General features: G+C 67.7%; 18 protein-coding genes. 11 read left to right on the top strand and 7 right to left on the bottom strand.

The annotated features are described in order from the left end of the window. Positions 1 to 37 precede the first annotated feature (37 nt). From VGJ96_13250 to VGJ96_13240, 3 genes are all read right to left on the bottom strand, one after another. Positions 38 to 1,147: a glycosyltransferase family A protein gene (locus tag VGJ96_13250; GenBank protein ID HEY3288078.1), complete on the bottom strand. Its 1,110-nt coding sequence runs from the start codon at positions 1,145 to 1,147 to the stop codon at positions 38 to 40. Positions 1,148 to 1,149: 2 nt separating this feature from the next. Then, a complete protein-coding gene (locus VGJ96_13245; protein ID HEY3288077.1) occupies positions 1,150 to 1,938 on the bottom strand; it encodes an HAD-IIB family hydrolase in 789 nt (262 codons plus the stop codon). A gap of 174 nt (positions 1,939 to 2,112) precedes the next feature. Next, a complete protein-coding gene (locus tag VGJ96_13240) occupies positions 2,113 to 3,090 on the bottom strand; it encodes a threonine/serine dehydratase (GenBank protein ID HEY3288076.1) in 978 nt (325 codons plus the stop codon). A gap of 78 nt (positions 3,091 to 3,168) precedes the next feature. Here VGJ96_13240 and VGJ96_13235 point away from each other — a divergent pair, with 78 nt between their 5' ends. Next, positions 3,169 to 3,708: an SRPBCC family protein gene (locus VGJ96_13235; protein ID HEY3288075.1), complete on the top strand. Its 540-nt coding sequence runs from the start codon at positions 3,169 to 3,171 to the stop codon at positions 3,706 to 3,708. A gap of 172 nt (positions 3,709 to 3,880) precedes the next feature. Then, the gene (gene hslV / locus VGJ96_13230) at positions 3,881 to 4,423 is read left to right on the top strand and encodes an ATP-dependent protease subunit HslV (protein ID HEY3288074.1); all 543 of its coding nucleotides are present in this window, start codon (positions 3,881 to 3,883) and stop codon (positions 4,421 to 4,423) included. A 34-nt stretch (positions 4,424 to 4,457) separates the two neighbouring features. Here the strand turns inward: hslV and VGJ96_13225 are convergent, their stop codons facing one another. After that, positions 4,458 to 5,276, bottom strand: a complete 819-nt coding sequence (locus tag VGJ96_13225; GenBank protein HEY3288073.1) for a hypothetical protein — start codon at positions 5,274 to 5,276, stop codon at positions 4,458 to 4,460. Between the two features lie 82 nt (positions 5,277 to 5,358). Between VGJ96_13225 and hslU the strand changes: the two genes are divergently transcribed. The 3 genes from hslU (at position 5,359) to VGJ96_13210 (ending at position 9,893) form a co-directional block, all read left to right on the top strand. Further along, the gene (gene hslU / locus VGJ96_13220) at positions 5,359 to 6,795 is read left to right on the top strand and encodes an ATP-dependent protease ATPase subunit HslU (protein HEY3288072.1); all 1,437 of its coding nucleotides are present in this window, start codon (positions 5,359 to 5,361) and stop codon (positions 6,793 to 6,795) included. A 205-nt stretch (positions 6,796 to 7,000) separates the two neighbouring features. Next, a complete protein-coding gene (gene argF, locus VGJ96_13215; GenBank protein ID HEY3288071.1) occupies positions 7,001 to 8,059 on the top strand; it encodes an ornithine carbamoyltransferase in 1,059 nt (352 codons plus the stop codon). 10 nt (positions 8,060 to 8,069) lie between these two features. Next, positions 8,070 to 9,893 carry a redoxin domain-containing protein gene (locus VGJ96_13210; protein HEY3288070.1) on the top strand — a complete coding sequence of 608 codons (1,824 nt, stop codon included), beginning with the start codon at positions 8,070 to 8,072 and terminating at the stop codon, positions 9,891 to 9,893. A 77-nt stretch (positions 9,894 to 9,970) separates the two neighbouring features. Here the strand turns inward: VGJ96_13210 and VGJ96_13205 are convergent, their stop codons facing one another. Together VGJ96_13205 and VGJ96_13200 are read right to left on the bottom strand one after the other, a co-directional pair. Further along, positions 9,971 to 10,543 (bottom strand): hypothetical protein, encoded by a 573-nt coding sequence (locus VGJ96_13205; GenBank protein HEY3288069.1) that lies wholly within the window; start codon positions 10,541 to 10,543, stop codon positions 9,971 to 9,973. Positions 10,544 to 10,584: 41 nt separating this feature from the next. Next, positions 10,585 to 11,973 (bottom strand): AarF/UbiB family protein, encoded by a 1,389-nt coding sequence (locus VGJ96_13200; GenBank protein HEY3288068.1) that lies wholly within the window; start codon positions 11,971 to 11,973, stop codon positions 10,585 to 10,587. A 209-nt stretch (positions 11,974 to 12,182) separates the two neighbouring features. Here VGJ96_13200 and VGJ96_13195 point away from each other — a divergent pair, with 209 nt between their 5' ends. Genes VGJ96_13195 through VGJ96_13180 form a run of 4 tightly spaced genes read left to right on the top strand, consistent with a single transcriptional unit; the run spans position 12,183 to position 20,969 of the window. Then, entirely contained in the window at positions 12,183 to 14,855 is a 2,673-nt protein-coding gene (locus VGJ96_13195) for a protein kinase (protein HEY3288067.1), read from the top strand. Between the two features lie 8 nt (positions 14,856 to 14,863). Beyond that, complete coding sequence (locus VGJ96_13190) at positions 14,864 to 17,473, top strand: protein kinase (protein ID HEY3288066.1); 2,610 nt, start codon at positions 14,864 to 14,866, stop codon at positions 17,471 to 17,473. After that, positions 17,470 to 20,103: a protein kinase gene (locus VGJ96_13185; protein ID HEY3288065.1), complete on the top strand. Its 2,634-nt coding sequence runs from the start codon at positions 17,470 to 17,472 to the stop codon at positions 20,101 to 20,103. The genes VGJ96_13190 and VGJ96_13185 overlap by 4 nt, the downstream gene beginning before the upstream one ends. Further along, entirely contained in the window at positions 20,100 to 20,969 is an 870-nt protein-coding gene (locus VGJ96_13180) for a protein phosphatase 2C domain-containing protein (GenBank protein HEY3288064.1), read from the top strand. Before VGJ96_13185 ends, VGJ96_13180 begins: the two co-directional genes overlap by 4 nt. Positions 20,970 to 21,017: 48 nt before the next feature. Here the strand turns inward: VGJ96_13180 and VGJ96_13175 are convergent, their stop codons facing one another. After that, positions 21,018 to 22,442, bottom strand: a complete 1,425-nt coding sequence (locus VGJ96_13175) for an MATE family efflux transporter (GenBank protein ID HEY3288063.1) — start codon at positions 22,440 to 22,442, stop codon at positions 21,018 to 21,020. A gap of 65 nt (positions 22,443 to 22,507) precedes the next feature. Here VGJ96_13175 and VGJ96_13170 point away from each other — a divergent pair, with 65 nt between their 5' ends. Beyond that, positions 22,508 to 23,359 carry an NAD(P)-dependent oxidoreductase gene (locus VGJ96_13170; GenBank protein HEY3288062.1) on the top strand — a complete coding sequence of 284 codons (852 nt, stop codon included), beginning with the start codon at positions 22,508 to 22,510 and terminating at the stop codon, positions 23,357 to 23,359. Positions 23,360 to 23,464: 105 nt separating this feature from the next. Then, positions 23,465 to 23,850 (top strand): glycine cleavage system aminomethyltransferase GcvT (locus VGJ96_13165; protein HEY3288061.1); only part of this gene is annotated, 386 nt, incomplete at its 3' end.

Genomic DNA, 23,850 nt, shown 5'->3' with positions numbered 1-23,850 from the left:
GCAACCCGCGTTCCATTTCCGAATTCCAAGTCCTCAATCAAGCGGTTGGCACGCGCGCCCACCGCCGCAGCGTCGCCGCGGTCTGGTGCAGGCGCCGCGCGATGCCCCGCACGCCGGGGCGGTCGGCAAGCGACGGACGCCCCCAGCCGGCCTGCGACCGGAACTGGCGGATGTCGCGCTCGGCCTTGTGCTTCACGTCGCGCACGTCCGCCTCGGTGAACCGGTGGAACGGCTTGAAGGCAAAAGGGTGCCCGCGCGTGGTCGCCCGAAACTCCTGGATGCGTCCCCACTCGTCGCCGAGCAGCGGCATCAGCTCGAGCGTGGTGCGCATCAGGTTGCGGTAGCTCAGTTCGTCCCCGTAGGAGTACGCGAGATACCGTTCCTCGACGAGCCGCCAGAAGGTGGACGTCGCCTCGTTGAGGTCCACCGCATCATACTCCATGGCCGTGCAAAGCAGTCCCCAGACCACGTGCCGCTCGCGCCCGCACATGTTGCGCGTCGGTGACGAGGGCGCGGATTCCCAGTGGCGCAGGAACGCGCCGTCCATCACGAAGCCGGTCGGATAGCCCAGCCGCCAGAGGCGGGTGTTCAACTCGGTCCACTCTCCCCAGAAGCGGCGGCGCGGATTGAATCCGCCCGCCTGGCGGAGCAGGTTCGTGTAGCTCGCCGCCAGCATCCCCTGCACCGGCATGTAGCGCACGCCGTCCGCCGTCACGGATGGCGTCTCATCACGCGGCTTGAATCGCACGTCGGTGTCTTCGACCAGCGACGGGACGCCCACGAGGCCGAGCGGGACGGTGCGCATAGCCGACTCGAGCGTCCCGAGCAGGTCGCCGTGCACGGTCGTGTCGTCGTCCACGAAACAGATGAGGGGCGTCTTGCAGACGCCCAGCTGCATGGCGCGCCCGCCCGCGATCGTCGGGTCGTGGCCGTTGAAGACCACGGAGATCGGGACGCGCGGGGAGTAGCGCGTGATGTGCGTCTCGATGGCGTGCCGGTCGCCGCGCGCGTCGTGGTTGTAGATGATCACGATCTCGGCGCGCTCCGCCCCCGGCATTTCCTGGAGAGAGCGCAGCAGTTCACGCAGGTATCGCTCGCGGTCGGGAATCGTCAGCGCGGTGATCGTCCAGATGGGAGCGGGTGGCATGGTTACCTCACGGCGGGCGGGAGGTGCTCCAGCAATTCAGGCCACGCTTGCGGGCCGGGTGAAGCGAGGATGGTGGCCGGTGGCGCCAGGCGGGAGAGGGCAGGGTCAACCGTGCCGTTGCGATGGCGCACGATGAACGCGCGGTCGGCGGTCTCCAGCAGGCTCCGGTCGTTGGCGGCGTCGCCGACGCCGATCATTGCACCGGAGCGCGAAGAGAGCGTGGCGAGCAGGCGAGCGGCCGCTCCCTTGCCGGCGCCCAGCGTGACGCACGTCCAGCGCCCGCCCGGCTCCGCGTCGAGTCCGGATTGCCGCAACGCCCGGACGACTGCGGGCGAGGCATCGCGCAACAGCACGCTGCCGCGCCGGAGTCGTGCCCGCTTTGCCTCCTCCAGTGTCTGGCCGGTCTCGGCAATCCAGGTGGTATGCGACCACTCATCGGTGAAGTCGACGGTCACGCCGTGCGCCGTCGCCACATCGAGCACGGCTTGTCGCACCTCACGGCGCGGCGCTCCGACGCGCCGAATCCACCAGGCGCGCCCCGCCAGGCACACAGACTCGCTCCGAGGGGTCGGCGCGGTGCGCCCGATCCACGCGCCGTTCTCCGCGATCAGGTCTGCGGAGATGTTCCAGGCGGCCGTGAACGCCGCCAGTTCGTCGAGTGTGCGACTGGACGTGAGCACCAGATGGACACGCGTCGCGACCTCGCGAAGCGTAGTGACGGCGAACGCCAACCGGCCATCGTCGTCCAGTAGCGTGCCGTCAACGTCGGTATAGACGGACGGAAGGCGCATCCAGCGCTATACACGACGGTCGGGCTGGGGTTCCTTCAAACGAACGATTGAGGATATGGAATTCGGAATTGGATTGATGACCTCGACGTAGGACCGCGACTGACGATTGACCGGGGCGATCGCTAATCGCTGTCCAGAATCGCGATCCGTGAACGAATTCCGGATTCCATACCCTCAATCCGCCGCCAATATCCTCGCGAGCGCCTCAACGCCGATATTTCCGCCGCACATCACGATTGCGGCCTTCTGGCCCGCGTAACTCGCGGCGACCTTGCGCAGCCCGGCCAGGCCACCGGCGGCCGCCCCTTCGGGCAAGTTGTGCGTGGTGCGAATCAACTCGCGCAGCGAATCGGCGAGTTCGGCTTCGCTGACGGTGATGAAGTCGGCCAGGCCTTCCTTGAGCGCGGGGAACGTCATCTCATACGCCTGACCGGTGGCGATTCCCTCGGCGAAGGTGCGCACCGGAGCGCCCCGCACCATCTCGCCGCGTTTCCAGCTCTGGTACTGTGCCGGCGCCGCCTCGCTCTGCACCGCCACGACCTTCACCGACGGCCGGAGCGCGCGCGTGACCGTCATCGCCCCCACCGCCTGCGAACCGCCGCCGAGCGCGATGAAGATGACGTCGAGGTCGGGCTGCTGCTCGAGGATCTCGAGCGTCATGGTCGCCGCGCCGGCGATCACCGTGCGGTCGTTGATGCCATGCACGAGCCACAGTCCACGCTCGGCGGAGAGTTCGGCGCACCGCCGGGCCGACTCGTCGTAGGTGGCGCCATGCTCGATGAGTTCGGCGCCGAGGGCGCGAATGGCGGCGTTCTTGTCGGGGTTGTTGCCCTCGGGCACGACGATGGTGCAAGGAATGCCCAGCAGCTGCGCGGCGTACGCCATGCCCTGGCCGTGATTCCCGGTGCTCGCGCCGATGATGCCGCGCTGGCGGGCCGCGGCGTCGAGCGCGGTGACGGCGGAAAGGCCGTTGCGCACCTTGAACGTCTGCACGGGCAGGTGGTTCTCGTGTTTCACGAACACCTGGATGCCATGTCCCACCAACTGGTCCAGTTGCGGGTACCGGCGCAGCGGTGACGGCGAGAGGTACGGACGCAGGCGCTCACGCGCGGCGAGGACATCGTCGAAAGTGATCGGCCAGGGGGAGGTCATGCGCGAAATCTAGCCATCATTGGCAGCGGGCGGCGCCGGATGCACATTCTTCAGGCCCCCATTCTCCGGAGCCGGCCCATGGGAATCGTGAAGAAACTCCTCATTGTCGTGGTCGTGCTGGTGGCCTGCGTCTACGGCGCCGGCCTGTCGATGCCGCGCGAGCACAAGGTGTCCAGCCGCGTCCAGCTCACGGCCCCTCGCGACTCCGTCTGGGCGGTGCTGCGCGCCTTCGGCGACTACCCCAAGTGGCATCCCGATTTCAAGTCGTCGGTGAAAGGCGAGCGGGTCAACGGTCATGAAGTGTGGGTACAGGACGTCGGCGGGATGACGATGAGCGTCGAGTTTCTCGAGATCCATCCGCCGGCGAATCTCGTCACCGAGATCATTACCGACGAGAAGTCGCAGTGGGGAGGCATCTGGACGTACGATCTCGCCGCCAACGGCACCGGCACGGAGGTCACCATCACGGAGGAAGGGTGGGTGAAGTCGCCGTTCTTCCGGGTGCTGATGAAGATGCGCGGATCGCACGCGACCATGGATGGCGTGCTCAAGCACCTGGGCGCGAAGTTCGGGGAGCAGGTGACCCCGGAGCATGTGACGGTGGAGACACGCGGATAGACGATGCACGGAACGGGGAGGGGGTAGAGGCTCGGCGAGGGGGGAGCGGGAGTCGGAACGAGGAGGGAGACCGCCCGGCGTCCCAGTGAACGCCCTCCTCGTTCCGAATCTCATTCCCCCTCGCCGGGCCTCTACCCCCTCCCTGTTCCGTCTAGGACACTATCTTCACTCTATGACTCTGCTTCCCATCCACTCGACTACCATCCTTGCCGTGCGTCGCGACGGGAAGGTTGCCATCGGCGGCGACGGTCAGGTGTCCGTCGGCGAGACGGTGATGAAGGCGCGTGCCGTGAAGGTCCGCGCGCTGCGCGGCGGTCGCGTGCTGGCCGGTTTTGCCGGGGCCGCGGCCGATGCGTTCACCCTCTTCGAGAAGTTCGAGGAAAAGCTCGAGCGGCACCCGGGCAACCTCCCCCGCGCGGCGGTGGAGCTCGCCAAGGAATGGCGCAGCGACCGGGTGCTGCGTCGCCTCGAAGCCCTGCTGGCCGTCTGCGACCGTGACCACGGCTTCGTGATCTCGGGGAACGGCGAGCTGATTGAGCCGGACGACGGTATTCTCGCCATCGGGTCGGGCGGGCCCTATGCCCTGGCCGCGGCGCGGGCGATGCTGGCCGAGACCTCGCTCACCGCGTCGGAGATCGTGCGCAAGGCGCTCTCCATTGCCGGCGAGATCTGCATCTTTACCAACCAGAACATCACGGTCATCGAGCCGGAGTGAGCGACGCGGGGCGCCAGTCGGCGCCCCGCAGTCGTTAGAAGCTCACTTCGCGGCTGTTCGTGCGCTTGTACCCGTTGGGGAGGGCGAGCGCGCTCTCATCGACGCCGCCGACGGTGATCTTCGTGACCTCGTACCGCAGGTGCGTCGCGTCGTCACTGTCCTTGCCGCTCATGCGCAGGCGAATGTCGGCCTTCAGGGGTGAGCCGCGGAAGAAGGCGGCGCGGGCGCCTTCAGCCTGCGCCATGAAATCGGCGTCGGCGCTCGCCAGCGCCAGGTGCGCGGCGCTGACGAGCTCGAAGAGCGGATTGCGCATGAGGGGCATGGACGGATCGCTCCAATACTCGGCCACCGACGATCCCGTCATGTCTTCCTTCACGAATCCGAGGACACGCATGCTCATGGTCCAGCGCTGCCGCAGTTGCATCCGCTGCGTTGGCCGACCCGCCACCGGCTCGCCGGCGCCAAGCCGCGCCGTGCCCAGCCGCACATCACGCACGTCGATCTTCATCACCGGACCCGCCGCGCGCATCGCCGTTCCCACGACATGCACGAACTCATCGGCGTCGTGCGCCTCGTACATCTGGCGATCGGGGCGCACGACGTAGACCGTGCGTCCTTCATTGCCGATCAGGAGATACGACTTCTCCCCGCGCGGCTTTTCCTCGTCGGTGTCCAGGCGCGCGCGGGTGCCCGAAACCCGGACCGTCCCGTGAATCACGCGATGCGATTTCTCGTCGCCGGGATCGAGCAGGAAGTCGTAGGAGTAGGTGCGGGGCGCCTGGGCGCTGAGCGGGGTCCGGCCGCCAGCCGCGGTCAGTGACAGGGCCAGCACCAGCGCGACGTTGGGGCGCATGCGAAGCTCCACGGGGGATCGGTCTCCCCCTTTACGCGCGTGGCGGGGCGGCAGTTTCGCCTCCACCTGCTACAATTGAAGGATGCCCGCCAATCGCACCGAACAGGTTCTCGCCCGCCTCGCCGACCTCACGCCGCGCAAGATCGTCGCCGAGCTCGACCGCTACATCGTGGGGCAGGGGGACGCCAAGAAGGCCGTGGCCATCGCGCTCCGCAACCGGTGGCGCCGCCAGCGCGCCCCCGAGGGAATTCGCGAGGAGATCGCGCCCAATAACATCATTCTCATCGGCCCCACCGGCGTCGGCAAGACGGAGATCGCGCGCCGCCTCGCCAAGCTGACGGGCGCGCCGTTCATCAAGGTGGAGGCGTCGAAGTTCACCGAGGTGGGGTACGTCGGGCGCGACGTCGAGGGGATGGTGCGCGACCTCGCCGAAAGCGCCATCGACATGGTGCGGCACGAGCGCGAGCACGACGTGGAGGACCTCGCCAACGACAAGGTGGACGAGCGGATCCTCGATCTGCTCCTGCCCGCGCCGACGGAGCCGGCCGCGCCCGCGCCGAGTGACGAGGCATCGAGCGTTTTCGTGGTCTCCGCGTCGGGGGGCGTGACGCAGGAGCACGACCTGGCGCGCGAACGGCACAAGCGCACCCGCGACAAGCTCAAGCAACTGCTGCTCGACGGCCAGCTGGAGACGCGGGAGATCGAGATCGAGGTCGCCGCGGCCTCGATGCCGACCTTCGACATGGCGCAGGGCGGCGTCCCCGAAGGCATGGGGAACTTCACCGAGATGCTCGAGCAGTTCATGCCGAAGCGCAAGAAGAAGCGCACGGTGACGGTGGCGGAGGCGCGCCGCATCCTCCTCGACGAGGAGTTCGACAAGCTCATCAACCACGATGACGTCGTGGCCGACGCGCTCGATCGCGTGGAGAAGCTCGGCATCATCTTCCTCGACGAGATCGACAAGATTGCCGGCGCCAAGGGCGAGATGGGCGGCCCCGACGTGTCGCGCGAAGGCGTCCAGCGCGACCTGCTGCCGATCGTCGAGGGGTCGAACGTGCAGACCAAGTACGGAATGGTGAAGACCGACCACGTGCTCTTCATCGCCGCCGGCGCGTTCCACGTGAGCAAGCCGAGCGACCTGATTCCGGAACTGCAGGGGCGCTTCCCGATCCGGGTGGAGCTGAAGTCGCTCACCGAGGCCGACTTCGTGCGCATCATGACCGAGCCCGAGAACGCGCTCACCAAGCAGTACGCGGCGCTCGTCGCGGCAGAGGGGACGGAACTCTCCTTCACCGAGGATGGAATCGCCGAGGTGGCGCGCACCGCCGCGCACGTGAACGCCCGGATGGAGAACATCGGTGCGCGCCGCCTGCACACCGTGATGACCACCCTGCTCGAGGACGTGCTGTACGACCTGCCCGAGCGGGGGACCGATCCGGTCAAGGTCGATGGGAAGGTGGTACGGGAGCGGTTGAAGGCGATTGCGGAGGATGAAGACTTGAGAAAGTACATTCTTTGACGGAACGGGGAGGAGATAGAGGCTCAGCGAGGAGGGACAGGAGTCGGAACGAGGAGGGAGATCGCTGGCGCACCAGTGGTCTCCCTCCTCGTTCCGCATCGCCTCGCCCCTCGCCTGGCCTCTACCCCCTCCCCGTTCCACCCCTCATCCCCCTTATCTCCTCCCCCGCAATGCGGCAAATTGCAGTCCCCTCTGCGAGACCCCCGTGACCGCCCATCGCGACTTCCTTTCCATCCTCGACTTTTCCAGTGCCGAACTCCCGGCGCTCTTTCGATTGGCCGAGGAGATTCGCCACAAGCGCTATGTGAAGAAACCGCTCGCCGGGAAGGTGCTGGCGATGATCTTCCAGAAGTCGTCCACGCGCACGCGCGTCTCGTTCGAAGTCGGCGCGTTCGACCTCGGCGGACACGCGCTCTTCCTGTCGCAGCGTGACATCCAGCTTGGCCGCGGCGAGCCCATCAAGGACATGGCGCGCGTACTGTCGCGGATGACCGATGGCATCATGATTCGCGCCTACGAGCATGCGCACGCCGAGGAGCTGGCCGAGTATGCCGATGTCCCCGTGATCAACGGGCTCACCGACCTGTCGCATCCGTGCCAGATCCTGGCCGACTTGCTGACGGTGCGGCAGTTCCTCGGCACCTTCGAGGGCAAGCGCATTGCCTGGATCGGCGACGGCAACAACATGGCGCACTCGTGGATCGAGGCGGCGCAGCGGCTCAAGTTCTCGCTCCGCCTCGCCTGTCCCGATCGCTATGAGCCCGATCCCGTGCTCATCGCCACCGCGCGCGCCGAAGGGGCCGACGTCACGCTGGTGCGCGATCCGCGCGAGGCGGCCGAAGGCGCGCACGTCATCAACACCGACGTGTGGGCGTCGATGGGGCAGGAAGACGAGTCGAACGAGCGCATCCAGGTGTTCAACGGCTACATGGTGGACGATGCGCTGATGGCGCGCGCCGCCAGGGACGCGATCTTCCTGCATTGCCTCCCGGCGCATCGCGGCGAGGAAGTGAGCGAGTCGGTGCTCGAGGGACCGCAGAGCCGCGTCTGGGCGGAGGCGGAGAACCGCCTGCACATCCAGAAGGCGATCATGGCGGTGCTCATCGGCCACGAGTCGCTGGCGCCCTATATGCGCACCAGGCCCGCGGCCAGGAAGCGCTCGGCAAAAGCGAAGCCCTCGGTAGCGACGGCGCGGAAGGGCGCACCCAAGGCCGGTGCGAAGCGTGCGAGTTCGAAGACGCCCGCGCGCCGAAAGCGTCGCTAGGGGGCGGCACATGGCGGAGTATCCACTTCCGCACGGCGTCGCCGAGCGCTCATTGGTGTTGCGCGCCAGCGGGTTGGCGATCCCCGCGGCGTTCACCACACCAACGGCGCGTCCAGCGACGGCGGCGCTGCTGCTCATCCCGGGCTCGCTGTTCTGCGACGTCAACGGTGACTTCCCCTCGTGGAATTCGTATCCGGGGACGAACGCCTACCTCGCGCATCAGCTGGCCGAGCGAGGCATCGCCGTCCTGCGATACGCCAAGGCCGGACCGGGGACGGGGAGCGTGGTCGAGGACCAGGGCGAGTGGGACCGGCACCGCACGTGGGACGGTCGCGTGACGATCGCCCGCGCGGCCCTGACGCTGCTGCGGTCCGTGCTGGATGACGGCGGGCTCGATGTGCCGGTGATCGTGAGCGGGCACAGCGAGGGCGCGGTGGTCGCAAGCCGACTGGTCGCGGAGCATCCCGACGAGGCGCGCGCCGCCGGCCTGGCACTGCTGGCCGGTCCGGCGGTCGGCATCCTCGGCGTGATGCGCGAGCGCATCGAGCGTGAGGCGCCGGCCGATCAGCGCGAGGCTCGGCTCGAGGCAATGGACACCGTCATCGCGGCCATTCGCGCGGGCCAAGCCATTCCGGAGCGGTACAAGAATCCGAGGGAGCCGTACGGGGTTGGCGGCCTCGCGATGATGCCCGCCGAAGGGCTCAAGTATCTCGCCGACAGTGACGCCACCGATCCCTGCGCGACAATCGCCGATGTCGGCGTGCCCGTTCTCATCGTGCAGGGGAGCGACGACGCGAACGTGACGGTGCAGGACGCCGAGCGGCTGCACGCGGCGCGCGCGGCTCGCCCGAGCACCCTGCTGGTCCTCGACGGGCTGAGCCACATGTTCAAGCGGGTGCCGGCGGGCACCGACCCGATGGCCACCTTCGGCTGGCCCGGTCCGTGCGACGAGCGGGTGGCGGACGGCGTCGTCCGGTGGTACCAATCGATAGCGCATCGCGTTGATCCCAGCAGCCTCCCGCTCACCGTTCGACCCGAGCATCCCATGCCAGTCATCGACTTCACGCTGCAGACCGACACCGGCGACCTGCTGACCCTCTCGTCGCTTCGCGGCAAGACGGTCATCTTGTACTTTTACCCCAAGGACGACACCAGCGGCTGCACGATGGAATCGTGCGAGTTCCGCGACCTCTTCCCCCGGTTCAGCGCGGGTGACGCGGTCATCCTCGGCATTTCGCCCGACGGCGTGGCGTCCCACCAGAAGTTCAAGGCCAAGTACAACCTGCCCTTCACGCTGCTCGTCGACGAGCAGCACGCGCTCGCCGAGCAGCTCGGCATCTGGGTGGAGAAGCAGCTGTACGGGCAGAAGTACATGGGGGTGCAGCGCACCACGTACATCATCGGCGCCGACGGCGCCGTGCAGCACGTCTTCGAGAAGGTGAACCCGGCCGGCCACGCCGAAGAAGTGATGGCCTTCCTGCAGGGTGGGGTCGAGGCGGCGCAGGCCGCGCGTGCCGCGTTTGATGCCGCGGCCAGGCAGCAGGCGGCGGTGGCCAAGGTCGCCGCGCCCGCGGCAAAGACGCCCGTGAAGAAGAACGTTGCGAAGAAACCGGCGAAGAAGGTGACCAAGAGGCCGGCGAAGAAGGCGACCAAGAAGCCCGCGACGAAGCCCGCGAAGAAGAAGGTCGCAAAGAAGCCGGCGAAGACGGTGACCAGAAAGCCGGCCAAGAAGGTCGCAAAGCGAGTTGCGAAGAAGTCGGCGAGAAGGCCGGTGAAGAAGCCGACCAGGAAGCCGGCCCGGAAAGCCGCGCGGAAACCCGCCGCCAAGAAATAGACGTCAGCAAGGAAAGAGGGGCCCGGAAATCCGGGCCCCTCTGGTGTTTCTCTGTTGTCTCTCCGTTGTTTCTCTCTCTACATCTTTCCGCTCATCATCACGTGCGCTTTCGGAGTTCCCGGAAACATCAGCCACGGCCCGGAGTCCCGCGGCGTCGCCGTGATGCCGATGCTCTCCGGTGTCGCGTATGGCATGTACAGCACCGTCAGCAGCCCGGCATCCTTCACGGCATCGGTCGCGGGATCGAAGTCGGCTTTCTTCGCGGTCACGGTGTAGAGCGAGCCCTGCACCGGCATCTTGAGCTTGCCACGCTTGATCTCCGAAAAGCGCACACTGTCCACCTTCGCCCCCGTCACGCCCTGGGCACGCAGTTCACGCCCGCGGGCCATGAACGGTTCGAGGCTCTTGTGATAGCACGCGACGTGGAAGTCGGGGCGCGTCACGTAGAGCGCGAGGCAGTGCATCGCGTTCTTCCCCTCGCGCAGCACGACGAGCTTGCCCGGCTCCTTGTAGCCCATCACCATGGCGCCGTCACGCATTTCGGCGGGGAGGGGGAGCACGGCGGCCGCGATCTGCTGGGCGGCGGGCGGAACGGGCGTCTGCGCGCCAGCGGCGGCGGCAGTCAACGCAATCAGAACCAGGGGGCGCATCGTTCGTCCTGTAGGGGGGAGCGAACACGATACCAGTCGCCCTAGCTGAGGGCAAGCGCCCCCTGCCGCGCAATGCGCCGCACCCGCTTCCACAGCCGCCCCGCCGCGAACCCCGCAATCGTCGCGATTTCCGCGACGCTCGGCGCCGGAGTCTCGCCCAGCGAACGCAGGATGCGCGAGCGCATGCGCAGCACGATCGGCGACGCCACCGGAATCGCCTGGAAGTACGGGTCGTAGCGCGTGCCGAGCCCTTCGATCAATGACGCCGTGCGCGCGAAGTAGACCATGTCGCGCGGCAACACGATGGGGAAATCGTAGAGCGCGTGCATCACGCGGTCAGCCAGCATCATCTTGATGCGATCCTGCGTCGTCGTGTCCTGCCGATAGGCCGTGTCGAGCAGGAGGTTGACCAGCCGGTTGATCTCGTCCATGTCGGCGTTCGGCGCGATCAGTCCCATCGCGTTGAAGCCGCCGACGATGCCGTCGGCATCCTGCCGCACCGCGGCGAGCACCGTGCGAATGAGCTGCAGCCGGGTCTCCGGCGCGACGCGCACCACCATGCCGAAGTCGAGCAGCACCAGCTTGCCGTCGGTGGTGACGAGCAGGTTGCCGGGATGCGGATCGGCGTGGAACAGCCCGTCGATCAGCATCATCTGGATGTACATCTCGATCAGCACGGCGGTGATGCGCTTGGCCTCGTCCTCGCTCACCTCCAGCCGGTCGATGCGGCGACCCTCCACGAAATCGAGCACCAGCACGCGCTGTCGCGTGAGGTCGTGCACGATCTCGGGAACGATCACGTCCTCCTCGCCCGCGAAGTTGTGACGGATCTCCGTGGCGTACTCCGCCTCGAGGCGAAAGTCCATCTCCTCGGCGATGCGCGCCGAGAACTCGTCGATGACCGCCACCACGCCGCGCACGTGCGGGTTGGGCCACTGCCACTCCACCCACGCCATGATGCGCCGCGCGATGGCGAGATCCTGGTCGATCAGGTGCTCGACCCCGGGGCGCAACACTTTCACGGCCACGTCACGTCCCTTGTACAAGGCGCGGTGCACCTGGCCCAGCGACGCCGCGGCCACGGGCGTGCGGTCGAACCGTTCGAAGATGGCCTCGGGCGGCTTGCCGTAGGCGGCGATGATCTCGCGGTCGATCTCCGTGGTCGGGACCGGCGGCACCTGGTCGTGCAGCGTGCTGAGCACGCTGATGTAGGGCTCGCCGATCAGGTCGGCGCGCGCCGCAAAGACCTGGGCCAGCTTCACGAAGGTGGGGCCGAGCGAGGCAATGGCCGCCACGATCCCCTCGGCGCGCCGCCGGTGGAACTCGAGCGGCCGCTGCAGCGGGGCGCCCCAGAACACCCAGCGCCGGCGGTCGCGCAGCAGCGAGACCGTCCACGGGAGCAGGGTGAGGATGATGCGGAGGGAGCGCATACTCCCAACCTAACGCGTCCGGTGCGGCAGAAGTTCGGGTCGAGCGGCCTCAACGCGCGGAGCTGAGGGCGTGCCCGAGGCTCCGCCGGAGGGTGCCGTGCTGGCATGCGGGGTCCCCGGTCCTTACAATAGAGCCTTCCGCGACCGAGGCCCCCCCCTTAGTTGCCAGCACCCCCCGCGCCGGAGATGGCGCTGCTGGAGGATCAGTCGTGACTACAGACCTCGCGCATCGGCTCACCGCCGCGCTCGCCGGTCGTTATTGCATCGAGCGAGAGTTAGGCACCGGTGGCATGGCCACCGTCTTCCTCGCCGACGACCTCAAGCACGATCGCAAGGTCGCCTTGAAGGTCCTGAAGCCCGAACTGGCCGCGGTGCTCGGCGCCGAGCGGTTCGTGGTCGAGATCAAGACGACCGCGAGCCTGCAGCATCCGCATATCCTGCCGCTGTTTGACAGCGGTACCGCGGACGGCTTCCTGTTCTATGTCATGCCCTATATCGAGGGCGAGACGATTCGCGAGAAGCTGAACCGCGAGACACAGTGCGGCGTGGATGAAGCGGTGCGCATCGCGCGCGAGGTGGCTGACGCGCTCGACTACGCGCACCGGCACGGCGTGATCCACCGCGACATCAAGCCCGAGAACATCCTGCTGCACGACGGGCGCGCGATGGTGATGGACTTCGGCATCGCGCTGGCGGTGAGCGCGGCGGCCGGCGGGCGCATGACCGAGACGGGCCTCAGCCTCGGCACGCCGCACTACATGAGCCCCGAGCAGGCGACAGCCGAGAAGGACCTGACGCCGCGGGCCGACGTGTACTCGCTGGCGACGGTGCTCTACGAAATGCTGACCGGCAATCCGCCGCATACGGGCGCGACGGTGCAGCAGATCATCATGAAGATCATCACCGAGGCTGTTGAGCCGGTGACGAAATACCGGAAGACGGTGCCTCCCCACGTGGTGGGAGCGGTGGCGCGCGCGCTCGAGAAGCTGCCGGCCGACCGGTTCGAGAGCGCCAAGGCGTTTCGCGATGCGCTGGGGACCGAAGGCTACTCGTACGCGATCGCGGCGGCGGGAGTCACGTCGGCGACGCCTGCAGGAACTGCGGTTGGGCGCTGGGGCGGACGACGGATGATGCTCGCGGCCTGGGCCGTGGCGGCCGTGGCGGTCGTCGGAGCAGCCGCGGGATGGCTGCGCCGCGCGCCGGAACCGCCAGCACGGCGCTTCGATCTCGATCTCGGCGCCCTCACGCCGAATCCGAACAGCGAAGTCGTGGTCTCTCCGAACGGGACGATGATCGCGCTGTCCGGCGACCTCGGCGGTGAGCGCGCGATCTACCTGCGTCATCTCGACGGCGATCCGGAGTTCCGCAAGATCGCCGGCACAGAAACTGGAGTTGCGCCGTCCTTCTCGCCGGACAACCAGTGGATCGTCTTTCGCAGGAACAGCGATCGTTCGCTGGTGAAGATCTCCGTGGGCGGCGGTGGCGCGGTCACGCTGGTGCCGGGGGGCAAGTTCGATCCCTTCTGGCCGCACTGGGGCACGGCCGACCAGATCGTCTTCGTCGGGCCTACCGGCGCGCAGCGCGTCTCGGCGTCGGGCGGCGCGCCCGTCCCCATGCCGAAGGTGCAAAGCCGAAGGATCTTCCTGTTGCCCGACGGCAGCGGCGTGCTGCACTCGGTCTCCGGTGAGGTCTCGCTGTACGATTTCAAGACCGACTCGTCGGTGATGCTGATCCCGAGTGGATCGGGGGCCGCCTACGTACCGACCGGACACCTCCTGTACAACACCACCGATGGCGGAACCTTCGCGGTCAAGTTCGACCTGGCGAAGCACCGCGTCGACGGCGCGCCGGTGCGCGTGCTGGAGCGGGTGGGAGGAACCGTCAATGTACGCGGGTACTCGGTGTCTGCCGCCGGCGTGCTCGTGCAGCACGACGCGGAGGGAACGGGCAACTCGTCCGTCAATCGCCTCGTCATCGTCGATCCCGGGAAGGGGGCCGACACCGTGCGGCTGCCGCCCGGACGGCGTGCGAAACCGCGATTCTCCCGCGACGGCCGCTCAATCGCGACGGAGGTGTTTGCCGACGCCCGCAGTGGGGAGACGGACATCTACACGCTTGACCTGGTGACGAGCACGTACACCCAGCTCACGTTCGACGGAGACAACGACGAGCCGGCCTGGTCGCCGGATGGCAAGCACATCCTGTTCGACAAGCGCTCCACTAATTCGTCGGAGGATCTCTACATCAAGCCGGCCGACAACAGCGGTCCCGAGCGACGTCTGACCACTCTTGGTTCGAGAGAAATCGGGGCGCAACAGTGGATTGATGACAAGACCCTGCTGTTCGATGCCATCACCCCAGATCGTGGGTACGACGCGTTCACGATCGGCGCGGATGCCGGCAGCGTTCCCGTCCCGTACCTGAAGTCGCCCTTCAACGAGATGGAACCGCATCTCTCTCCCGACCGCAAGATGATCGCCTTCACGTCGGACGAAAGCGGCGGTCAGCAGGTGTGGATGCGGGACTTTCCCGTGCCGCAGGGGAAATGGAACATCTCGCGCGGCGATGCGCGGACACCACGCTGGTCACCGGACGGCAAGTTTGTCTACTTCTGGCGGAGTGGCGCCCCGCTCGACACGCTCTTCCGGTCGCGCATTGACCGCACGCCAACCGTGGTTGTGCACGCACCGGAAGTGGTGGCCGTGATGGATGCTGACGGCACCAATAACTGGGACCTCCACCCCGATGGACGGCGGTTCATCGTGGCGGTGGCTGGCGGAGGAGCGGCGCCGACCGCTTCGAGCGCAAAGCCCTCGCGATACCTGATCCTGGACAACTGGTTCAGCGAGCTGCGCCGGCTGACGTCGCCGAGGTCGAAATGACGGAGGTGATGCCGCGACTCTCAGCGGCCCTCGCCGACCGCTACCGCATCGAGCGCGAGCTCGGTGCGGGCGGCATGGCCACCGTCTATCTGGCGCACGACCGCAAGCACGACCGCGATGTCGCCATCAAGGTGCTGCATCCCGATCTTGGCGCGGCGCTCGGCGGCGAACGATTCCTGAGCGAGATCCGCACGACGGCGCGGCTGCAGCACCCTCATATCCTCCCGCTCCTCGACAGCGGCGAGGCGGATGGGCTTCTCTACTACGTGATGCCGGTGGTCACGGGCGAGACGCTGCGTGCACGCCTTGAGCGTGAGCATCAACTCCCCATTGCCGACGCCGTGCGCATTGCGCGCGAGGTAGCGAGCGCGCTCGACTATGCGCACCGCCAGGGCGTGGTGCATCGCGACATCAAACCCGAGAACATCCTGCTGCATGACAGCAGCGCGCTCGTGGCCGACTTCGGCATCGCGCTCGCCGTGCAGACCGCCGGCGGCCAGCGGATGACGCAGACGGGGCTCAGCCTCGGCACGCCGTCGTACATGAGTCCCGAGCAGGCGATGGGTGAGAAGACCATCGACGCGCGCAGCGACGTGTACGCGCTCGGCGCCGTGGCGTATGAGATGCTCACCGGCGACGCGCCGTTCACGGGCTCGACGGTACAGGCGATCGTGGCGAAGGTGCTGAACGCCGACGCCGAGCGTCCGTCGATGATGCGCAAGACGATCCCGTTGCACGTGGAAGCGGCGGTGATGACGGCGCTGGCCAAGCTGCCGGCCGATCGCTTCGCGTCGGCGGCCGCATTCGCTGAGGCGCTCGACGGGCGCGGCGACGCGCGGCTCGCGGCACCGGCTGCGGGCCGCGCCACACCGACCAACATGTGGCGTCGCGTGGCAATCGCGGGCGTAGCCGCCGCCGTCGTGTTTGCGGTGGTCGCGGCGTGGGCGCTAAGCAGGCCGCAGTCCATCGGCACTGGACGAGTCGAGTTCAGCTTGCGACTTGCGCCGGGCGGGTTGCAGACGGCAGTGGTCGCCATCTCGCCCGACGGGCGGAAGATCGCCCAGATCGCCGCCGACTCGGCTGGCGTCGATCACGTGGTCGTGCGCGACCTCGCGTCATCCGCCGTTGCCGTCGTGGAGGGGACCGAGGGCGCGGGCACCCCCGAGTTCTCGCTGGATGGTCAGTGGATCGCCTTCGGGGCGCGCGGCAAGTTGTGGAAGGTGCCAACGGCAGGGGGGCCGGCCACGCTGGTCGCCGACTCGTCCAACGCCAGCGTGGCCTGGTGTGCCAACGGCACGATCGTCTTCCTGAAACCGGGCCTCGGGTTGTGGCGCGTAAGCGCCTCGGGCGGCAAGACAGAGCGCCTCACCTCGCTCGACACGCTGCGCCGCGAGTTCGCGCACTGGAATCCGCAGGAACTGCCGGGAGGGAAGGCGATCCTGTTCAACGCCTTCTCCACGCCGCTCAGCCGCTCGCGCATCGAAGCGGTAGAGTACGGCAGCGGCAAGCGCACCGTGCTGGTGGAAGGCGCGATCTACGCACGGTACGTGGCCAGTGGCCACCTGCTGTATACACGCGAGGGCGCGGTGTTCGCGGTCCCCTTTGACCCGAAGGCGCTCCGCGTCACGGGTCCCGAAGTGCCGGTGCTCTCCGATGTCGTCTGGTCGGCGACGAACGGATCGGCCGCATATGCAGTGTCCCAGACCGGCACGCTCGTCTATCTCAAGGCCTCCGAGTCTACGGTCAATCGTCGCGTCCTCTGGGTGGATCGCGCCGGCAACGAGCAGTCCGCGTTGCCGGAGGCTGGGCAGTGGGCCGAGCCGCGGCTCTCGCCGGACGGTCGCTGGATCGCCGTCACCAAGATTGAGCCGGGATGGCAAATCTGGCTCTATGATCGCACGCGCAGCGCGCTGTCGCAGCTGACCAACGACAAGGGCGTCGCGTTCAGCCCGGTCTGGATGCCCGACGGACGCTCGCTGATCCACTCCGTGGAGACGCCGGTTTATGATCTGCGCCGCCTGCCGGTTGATGGGGGCAAGGCGGATACGCTGCGCGTCTCGAAGTATGACAAGATGCCGACTGCCGTTTCACCGGACGGACGGACGATGCTGTACACCGAGTCGCGAGATCGCAACGTGCTCATGCGTGCGCCGCTTGGCCCCGGAGCGGCCACGCCCTTTGATCCGAGCGAGTCATCGCAGGTCAGTGCCTCCATCTCCCCGGACGGCGGCTGGGTGGCGTATGAATCGCAGAACCCGCAGGGGGCGAGCGAGGTGTACCTGAAGGCGTTCGATGGCGAGGGCGGGCGGCGCCAGGTGTCCACGGGCGGCGGCAGCCAGCCGCGCTTTACGCGCGGCGGGCGCGAGATCGTCTTCCGCAACGGCGCCGACGTGCTTGCCGCGTCCTTCAACTCGTCCACCGGCGACGTCGGAACCCCCACAGTGCTGTTCCGCCGCAAGGACGTTGGCCGCCTGAGCGGCGGGCGCAGCACGGGTTATGACGCGCTCCCCGACGGGTCGCGCTTCCTGGTGGTCGTGCCGATTGATCGTCCCGACGCGCTGCCGACCACGGTCGTGCTCAACTGGCTCGACGAACTCAAGACGAAGGTGAAGCCATGAGCGTGTTGGACCGTTTGACCGCGGCGCTCGCCGACCGCTACCGCATCGAGCGCGAGCTCGGGGCGGGCGGGATGGCCACCGTGTACCTGGCGCACGATGTGAAGCACGACCGCAAGGTGGCGCTCAAGGTGCTGAAGCCCGAACTCGCTGCCGTGCTCGGGGCCGAGCGGTTCCTTGCCGAGATCAAGCTGACGGCGAACCTGCAGCATCCGCACATCCTCGCGCTGTTCGATTCGGGAGAGGTCGGGGGGGCGGTCTACTACGTCATGCCCTACGTGGAGGGCGAGACGCTGCGCGATCGGCTCGCCCGCGAGAAGCAGCTGCCCGTCGACGAGGCACTGCGCATCGCGCGCGAGGTGGGTGACGCCTTGCAGCACGCCCACTCGCATGACGTGATCCATCGTGACATCAAGCCGGAGAACATCCTGCTGCAGGGTGGGCATGCGTTGGTCGCCGATTTTGGCATCGCGCTGGCGGCGGCGCGCACCGGTGGATCGCGGATGACCGAGACGGGGATGTCGCTCGGGACCCCGACGTACATGAGCCCGGAACAGGCGATGGGCGAACGCACCCTCGATGCGCGCACCGACGTGTACGCGCTGGGGTGTGTGCTCTACGAGATGCTCACCGGCGACGCGCCGTTCACCGGTTCGACGGCCCAGGCGATCGTCGCCAAGGTGCTGACCGAACGGCCCGCGCCGATTCGCGCGCGCCGCGAGCGCGTTGCCGCCGAGGTGGAGGAGGCGATCCTCACGGCGCTGGAGAAACTGCCGGCCGACCGCTTTGGCAGCGCGGCGGAATTCGTGTCGGCGCTGCAGGGCGAGGGCGTTGCCACCGCTGCCGGCCGCGGGGCACGTCGGTCGGCGCATGCGCGCGGCGCGCGCACGGGAACCCGCGTTGCTGCGCTGGCAGTCGGTGTAGGCGTGCTCAGCGGCGCGGCGGGCTGGCTGATCTCGACGCGCTCGAGGCCGGCCGACGCACCGCCCTCGCGCCTCGCACTCGTCGAGAAGGACATCCGGCCTACGTTCAGCGGCACCGTGCGCATGATCGAACTGTCGGCCGATGGGCAGACGCTGATCTTCAGTGGAAACCGGGAACTCGGCGTGTCGCAACTGTTCCTGCGCCGCCTCGACGGCGCCAAGGCGACGCCGATTCCGGGCACGCTCACCGCGGGCAATCCGCGTCTCACGCCTGATGGCAAGACGCTCTATCACTCCGGCGGTGGTGGCAGCATGGCGCGGATGTCGCTCGCAGGCGGCGCCGCCGAGATGATCGATGGGCTGCCACCGACTGCGTTCCTCGGATTCGGTGACGACGGGAGCTTCTACTGGAGCGACGGGTTGGCGAACGGCCTGCACCACGGCATACCGGGTAAGGGCGATTCGCTGCTCGTAGACAGGGTGACGTTCGGGCAGCTGCTGCCTGGGGGCCGGCTGGCGCTTGGCGTGGCGATCGGCACGGTGAACAACGGCGGCACGCCCGTGCTCCTCGACCTGCGTTCGAAGACGAAAACGCAGCTTCTCGACATCACTATCGTCGAAGCGCGCTATGCCGGCGGCTTCCTCTTCTGCGTGCGTCCCGACAACGTGCTGATTGCCGTTCCGCTCGACCTCGATGCGCGCCGGGTGACGGGCACGCCGGTGGAGCTCGCCGAGGACGTCGGCGTTGCCGGCGCGGGCTTCGCGCACTTTGCCGTGGCGGCAAACGGAACGCTGGCCTACATCGCGGACGTCAACAACGATCTCGTGCGCGTCGCTCGCAACGGCACAGTGCAGGTGTTGAACGCGGAGCGGGGTCGGTACCACAGCCCGCGCATCGCCCCCGACGGTCAACGGATCGCCTTCGACAACTCGACGGCGGCCGGACGGGACGTCTACATCCTCTCAGTAGGCACCAAGCAGGCGACGCGGGCGACATTCCAGAAGGATGCGCATGACCCGGTCTGGTCCGGCGATGGACGCGGCCTCTATTTCCTCGGCGGGTCGAACGGGCGGCTTGATGTCTTCTATGCGGCGCCGGGCACGACGACGCCACCGAAGGCCGAGGGCTTTCCGATCGCTCCGGAGTACACCGGAGTCCCGCTGGGTGATGGCTCCTTCCTCACCACGGTGCCTGGACGGGGCACGCGGGGTGGTGACATTGCGCGCATCTCCGGACGGCGGGCCACCGTGGACACGCTGGCCAACAGCATGGCCGACGAGACCTACCCGGTTCCCTCGCCTGATCGCCGCTGGTTCGCCTTCGTCTCCGATCAATCCGGTCGCCCCGAGGTGTACGTGCGGTCTCTGACCGGCGGCACCGTGCAGTTGCAGATCTCGCTGGACGGGGGAACGGAGCCCGTGTGGTCGCGGAGTGGTGGCGAGTTGTTCTATCGCCGGCCCACGGCCAAGGGCGGGGAACTCGTGGCGGCGAAGGTTGCGATGGGAGCCGAGCCGACCGTTACGGCGCGCCAGAGCCTGTTCGACGTCTCGGAGTTCGACACGTCGACGCCGCATGCGAACTACGACGTCTCGCCCGACGGTTCGTGGTTTGTCTTCTCGCGCCGCGCCGCCGCGAACACGATCGTCGTCCTGCAGAACGCGCCGGAGCTCGCCCGTCGCGCCCTGCGAAATACGGCGCCGACGCCATGACCAAGCCAACCTCCCCCGCCCGCACTCCCCGCGACGACGAAGTCGACGTCTATGGCGTCTCGCACCAGGGGAAGGTGCGCAAGGACAACCAGGATCGCTTCCTGGTGGCGACCTTCCATCGGAACATCCAGGTCATCGCGAGCAACCTCGACGATCCGGAACACCGCCTGCCGTCGGACGCGCACCGGGTGGCGTTCGTCGCGATGGTTGCCGACGGCGTCGGGGGCGGGGTCGGCGGCGCCGAGGCGAGCGCCACGGCGCTCGAAGCGGCGATGCGCTACGTGCACGAGAGCGTCACCGTGTACTACGGCGCCAAGGCCGACGAGTCGGAGTTCACGGAACTTCTGCAGCACGCGGCCATGCAGGCGCACGAGGCGGTGCGCGCGCGCCGCGAGTCGCAGGGCGTGCGCGGCACGATGGCCACCACGCTCACGCTCTACTTCGGCGTCTGGCCCACCTATTACCTGCTGCAGGTGGGCGACTCGCGCTACTACGTCTGGCGCGACGGCGTGCTGCGTCAGGTGACGCGCGACCAGACGATGGCGCAGGACCTCGTGGACGAGGGGGCGCTGACGCGCGACGTCGCCGCGCGCACGCCCATGGCGCACGTGCTCTCCAGCGCCCTGGGCGCCGACACCACCATCCCTGTCGTCACCAAGCACGACTCGCACTGGGACAACGTGCACCTGCTCTGTTCGGACGGCCTCACCAAGCACGTGAGCGATGAACGGATTGCCGAGGTGCTTGGCTCGATGAGCAACTCACGGCAGGCTGCGGAGCAGTTGCTGCAGGACGCCCTCGACGGCGGTGGGGCGGACAACATCACCATCCTCGTGGCGCGGACCGTGCCGACAGCGGAGGCCTAAGGCCTGACGCGTGTGGATCCAACGGCGCGACGCCGGAGCGTCGCGCTCCTACGCCCGCTGCCCCGCCGGCTCGATCTTGATCTCCCGCCACTTCCCCAGCCGGAAGCGCCAGATGCTCAGCACGGCGCGCGTGAAGTGCCCGATGACGATCGCCATCCAGATGTGGTGCGGGGCCAGCGTCGTGGTGGCGCTGAGGATCTCGAGCAGGCCGATGGGGAGCACGACCTGCGAGATGATGGAGATGTAGAGCGGCCCCTTGGTGTCGCCCGTCCCCGTCAGGCCGCCGGTGTACGTCAGCGCGGTGGTGATGAAGAGCCCGCTGACCGCGAGCCAGCGCAGCAGCTCCACGCCGCGCTCGAGGCTGGCGTAGTCGCGCATGCCGAAGATGCGGAACAGGAACTCCGGCATCACGAGGAAGAGCGTGCCGACGAAGATCGCGATGCCGAGCCCCAGGCGATTGGCGGCGTGCACCGCCTGCACGCTGCGCTCGGGTTTGCCGGCCCCGAGGTTCTGCCCGGCCACCGCCGCGGCGGCGCCCATCAGCCCCACCGACGTCCACGTGATGAACGAGAAGAGCTCGCTGTAGCCCACGGCGTAGACGGCCTGCACATGCCCGGCTTCGGGGAGCGAGCCCATGAACCGCAGCAGCATCACGCCGCCGAGATTCATCACGATCCCCTGCACGCCGGCGGGGAGGCCGAACTTGAAGAGCTGCCGGATGACCGGCCAGTCGATGGACTTGTCCATGTCGGCATGCCAGTGGATCACCAGCCCGCCGCGTGACATCAGGAAGAAGCCATACCCTGCCGCGCAGGTCATGGCGATCACCATCCCCAGCGCAGCCCCCATCGTGCCGAACGAGGGAATGGGACCCAGCCCGCGGATGAAGGTGATGTTGAGCACCAGGTTCAGCACGGTCAGCACGATGCCCAGCCGCAGGCCGGTCTTGGCGTCGCCCGCGGCGCGCAGCGCGCCATTCAGCATGAAGAAGATCATCATGCCGAAGCCGCCCACGAACAGCGTGCGCAGGTACGGCAGCGCCTGCGCGCGCACTTCGGGCGCGGCGTGCACCAGCTCGAGCAGCGAAGGAGCGAGCACCCAGCCCAGCGGCGCGATGATGAACAGCGCCATCCCCATCGACGCGAGGAAGGCCTGGTACGAGACGTGATTCACCGCTTCGGCGTCGCCCGCTCCCGCATGCCGCGCCACGAGCACGCCCATCCCGGTGAAGATGGACATGATGAACGTGATGACGACGAGGAAGATCTGGAACGCGACGCCGACGGCGGCGTTCCCCGCGTACCCCACGAGATGGCCGACGAGGGCGTGATCGATGACGCCCTGCATTCCGCCAATGAGGTTCTGCAGCACGCTGGGCCACGCCACCAGCCAGACGGCGGCCACGATGGGACCCTCGACGATGCTGCGGTCGAAAGGCTTCGTCTTCGAAGCGGAGGGGGGACTCTGCGTCATCGCGGGTAGGGAACTATCGCACCGGCGCTAGATTTCAGCCATCCCTTGACCTCTCCGAGATTCATATGGCTGATCAGATCGCATTCCTCGGCACGGGCCGCCTGGGCGCGGGCTTCGTCGAAGCCGCGCTGGGCCGCGGTGACCGTGTGACCGTCTGGAACCGCACCCCGGAAAAGGCGCAGGCGCTGGCTTCCTTCGGCGCCACCGTCGCGACCACCCCCGCCGAGGCCGTACGCGGCGCGGTGCGGGTGCACCTCGTGCTCAAGGATGACGCCGCCGTCGAGCAGGTGATCGCCGACTGCCGCAGCGGCTTGGGCAGAGAAGCGATCATTTTGGATCACACGACGACGCAGCCGGCGCTGACGGCGGAACGCGCCACCCGGTTGAACGCCGAGGGCGTGAAGTACCTGCATTGCCCCGTCTTCATCGGTCCGGCGGCGGCGCGGCAGGCGCGCGGCAATATCCTCGTCTCGGGACCGCAGGCGCTGTTCGACGCGGTGAAGCCGGCGCTGGAGCGACAGGCTGCTCGGGTGGTGTACTACGGCCCTCGCCCCGACTTTGCCGCCGTCATCAAGCTCATCGGCAACGCCTACCTCATTGGCACCGGCGCGGTGATGGCCGACTTCATGAGCATCGCGCGCAGCGCCGGCGTGAGCGCCGAGCAGGCGATGTCGCTGTTCGACTTCTTCGATCCCGCCAACATCGTGCAGACACGCGGCGTGAGCATGATGCAGGGCGACTTCACGCCGAGCTTCGAGCTCGCGATGGCGCGCAAGGACGTGAAACTGATGATCGAGACCGCGGGCGACCGTCCGCTGGCGGCGCTGCCGAGTCTCGCGGCGCGGATGGATGCGCTCATTGCGGCCGGCCACGGCGGTGAGGATTTCGCCGTGCTGGCGATTGACGCAATGCGCTAGCCGGCCTCCTGCCACTTCGGCATATTGCAGTGATGCGCGAGGGACGAACCTCGCGCCCTTTCCGACCCATACCGCGGGCTCTCCGCCTGCTGCGAGCGACCAGCCGTGTCTGCCGAAAACGCCACCCTGCTGAAGACCCCGTTCCACGCCATGCATGTGGCGCTGGGCGCCAAGATGGTCCCCTTTGCCGGGTTCGAGATGCCGGTGCAGTACCCGACCGGCATCACCAATGAACACAACATCGTCCGCAACGAGTGCGGCCTGTTCGACGTGAGCCACATGGGCGAGTTCAAGATCACCGGGCCCCAGGCCATGGAGTTCGTGAACTACGTCACCAGCAACAACGTGGCCTCGCTGGTGAGCGGCCAGGTGCACTACTCGGGCATCCTCTACGAGAACGGCACCTTCGTGGACGACTGCCTGGTGTACTATCGCAGCAACGACCACGTGATGATGGTCGTGAACGCGTCGAACAAGGACAAGGACTTCGC

The organism is Gemmatimonadaceae bacterium, assembly GCA_036504815.1.
GTDB lineage: Bacteria > Gemmatimonadota > Gemmatimonadetes > Gemmatimonadales > Gemmatimonadaceae > PNKL01.
This window is presented reverse-complemented; position numbering and strand designations above follow the sequence as displayed.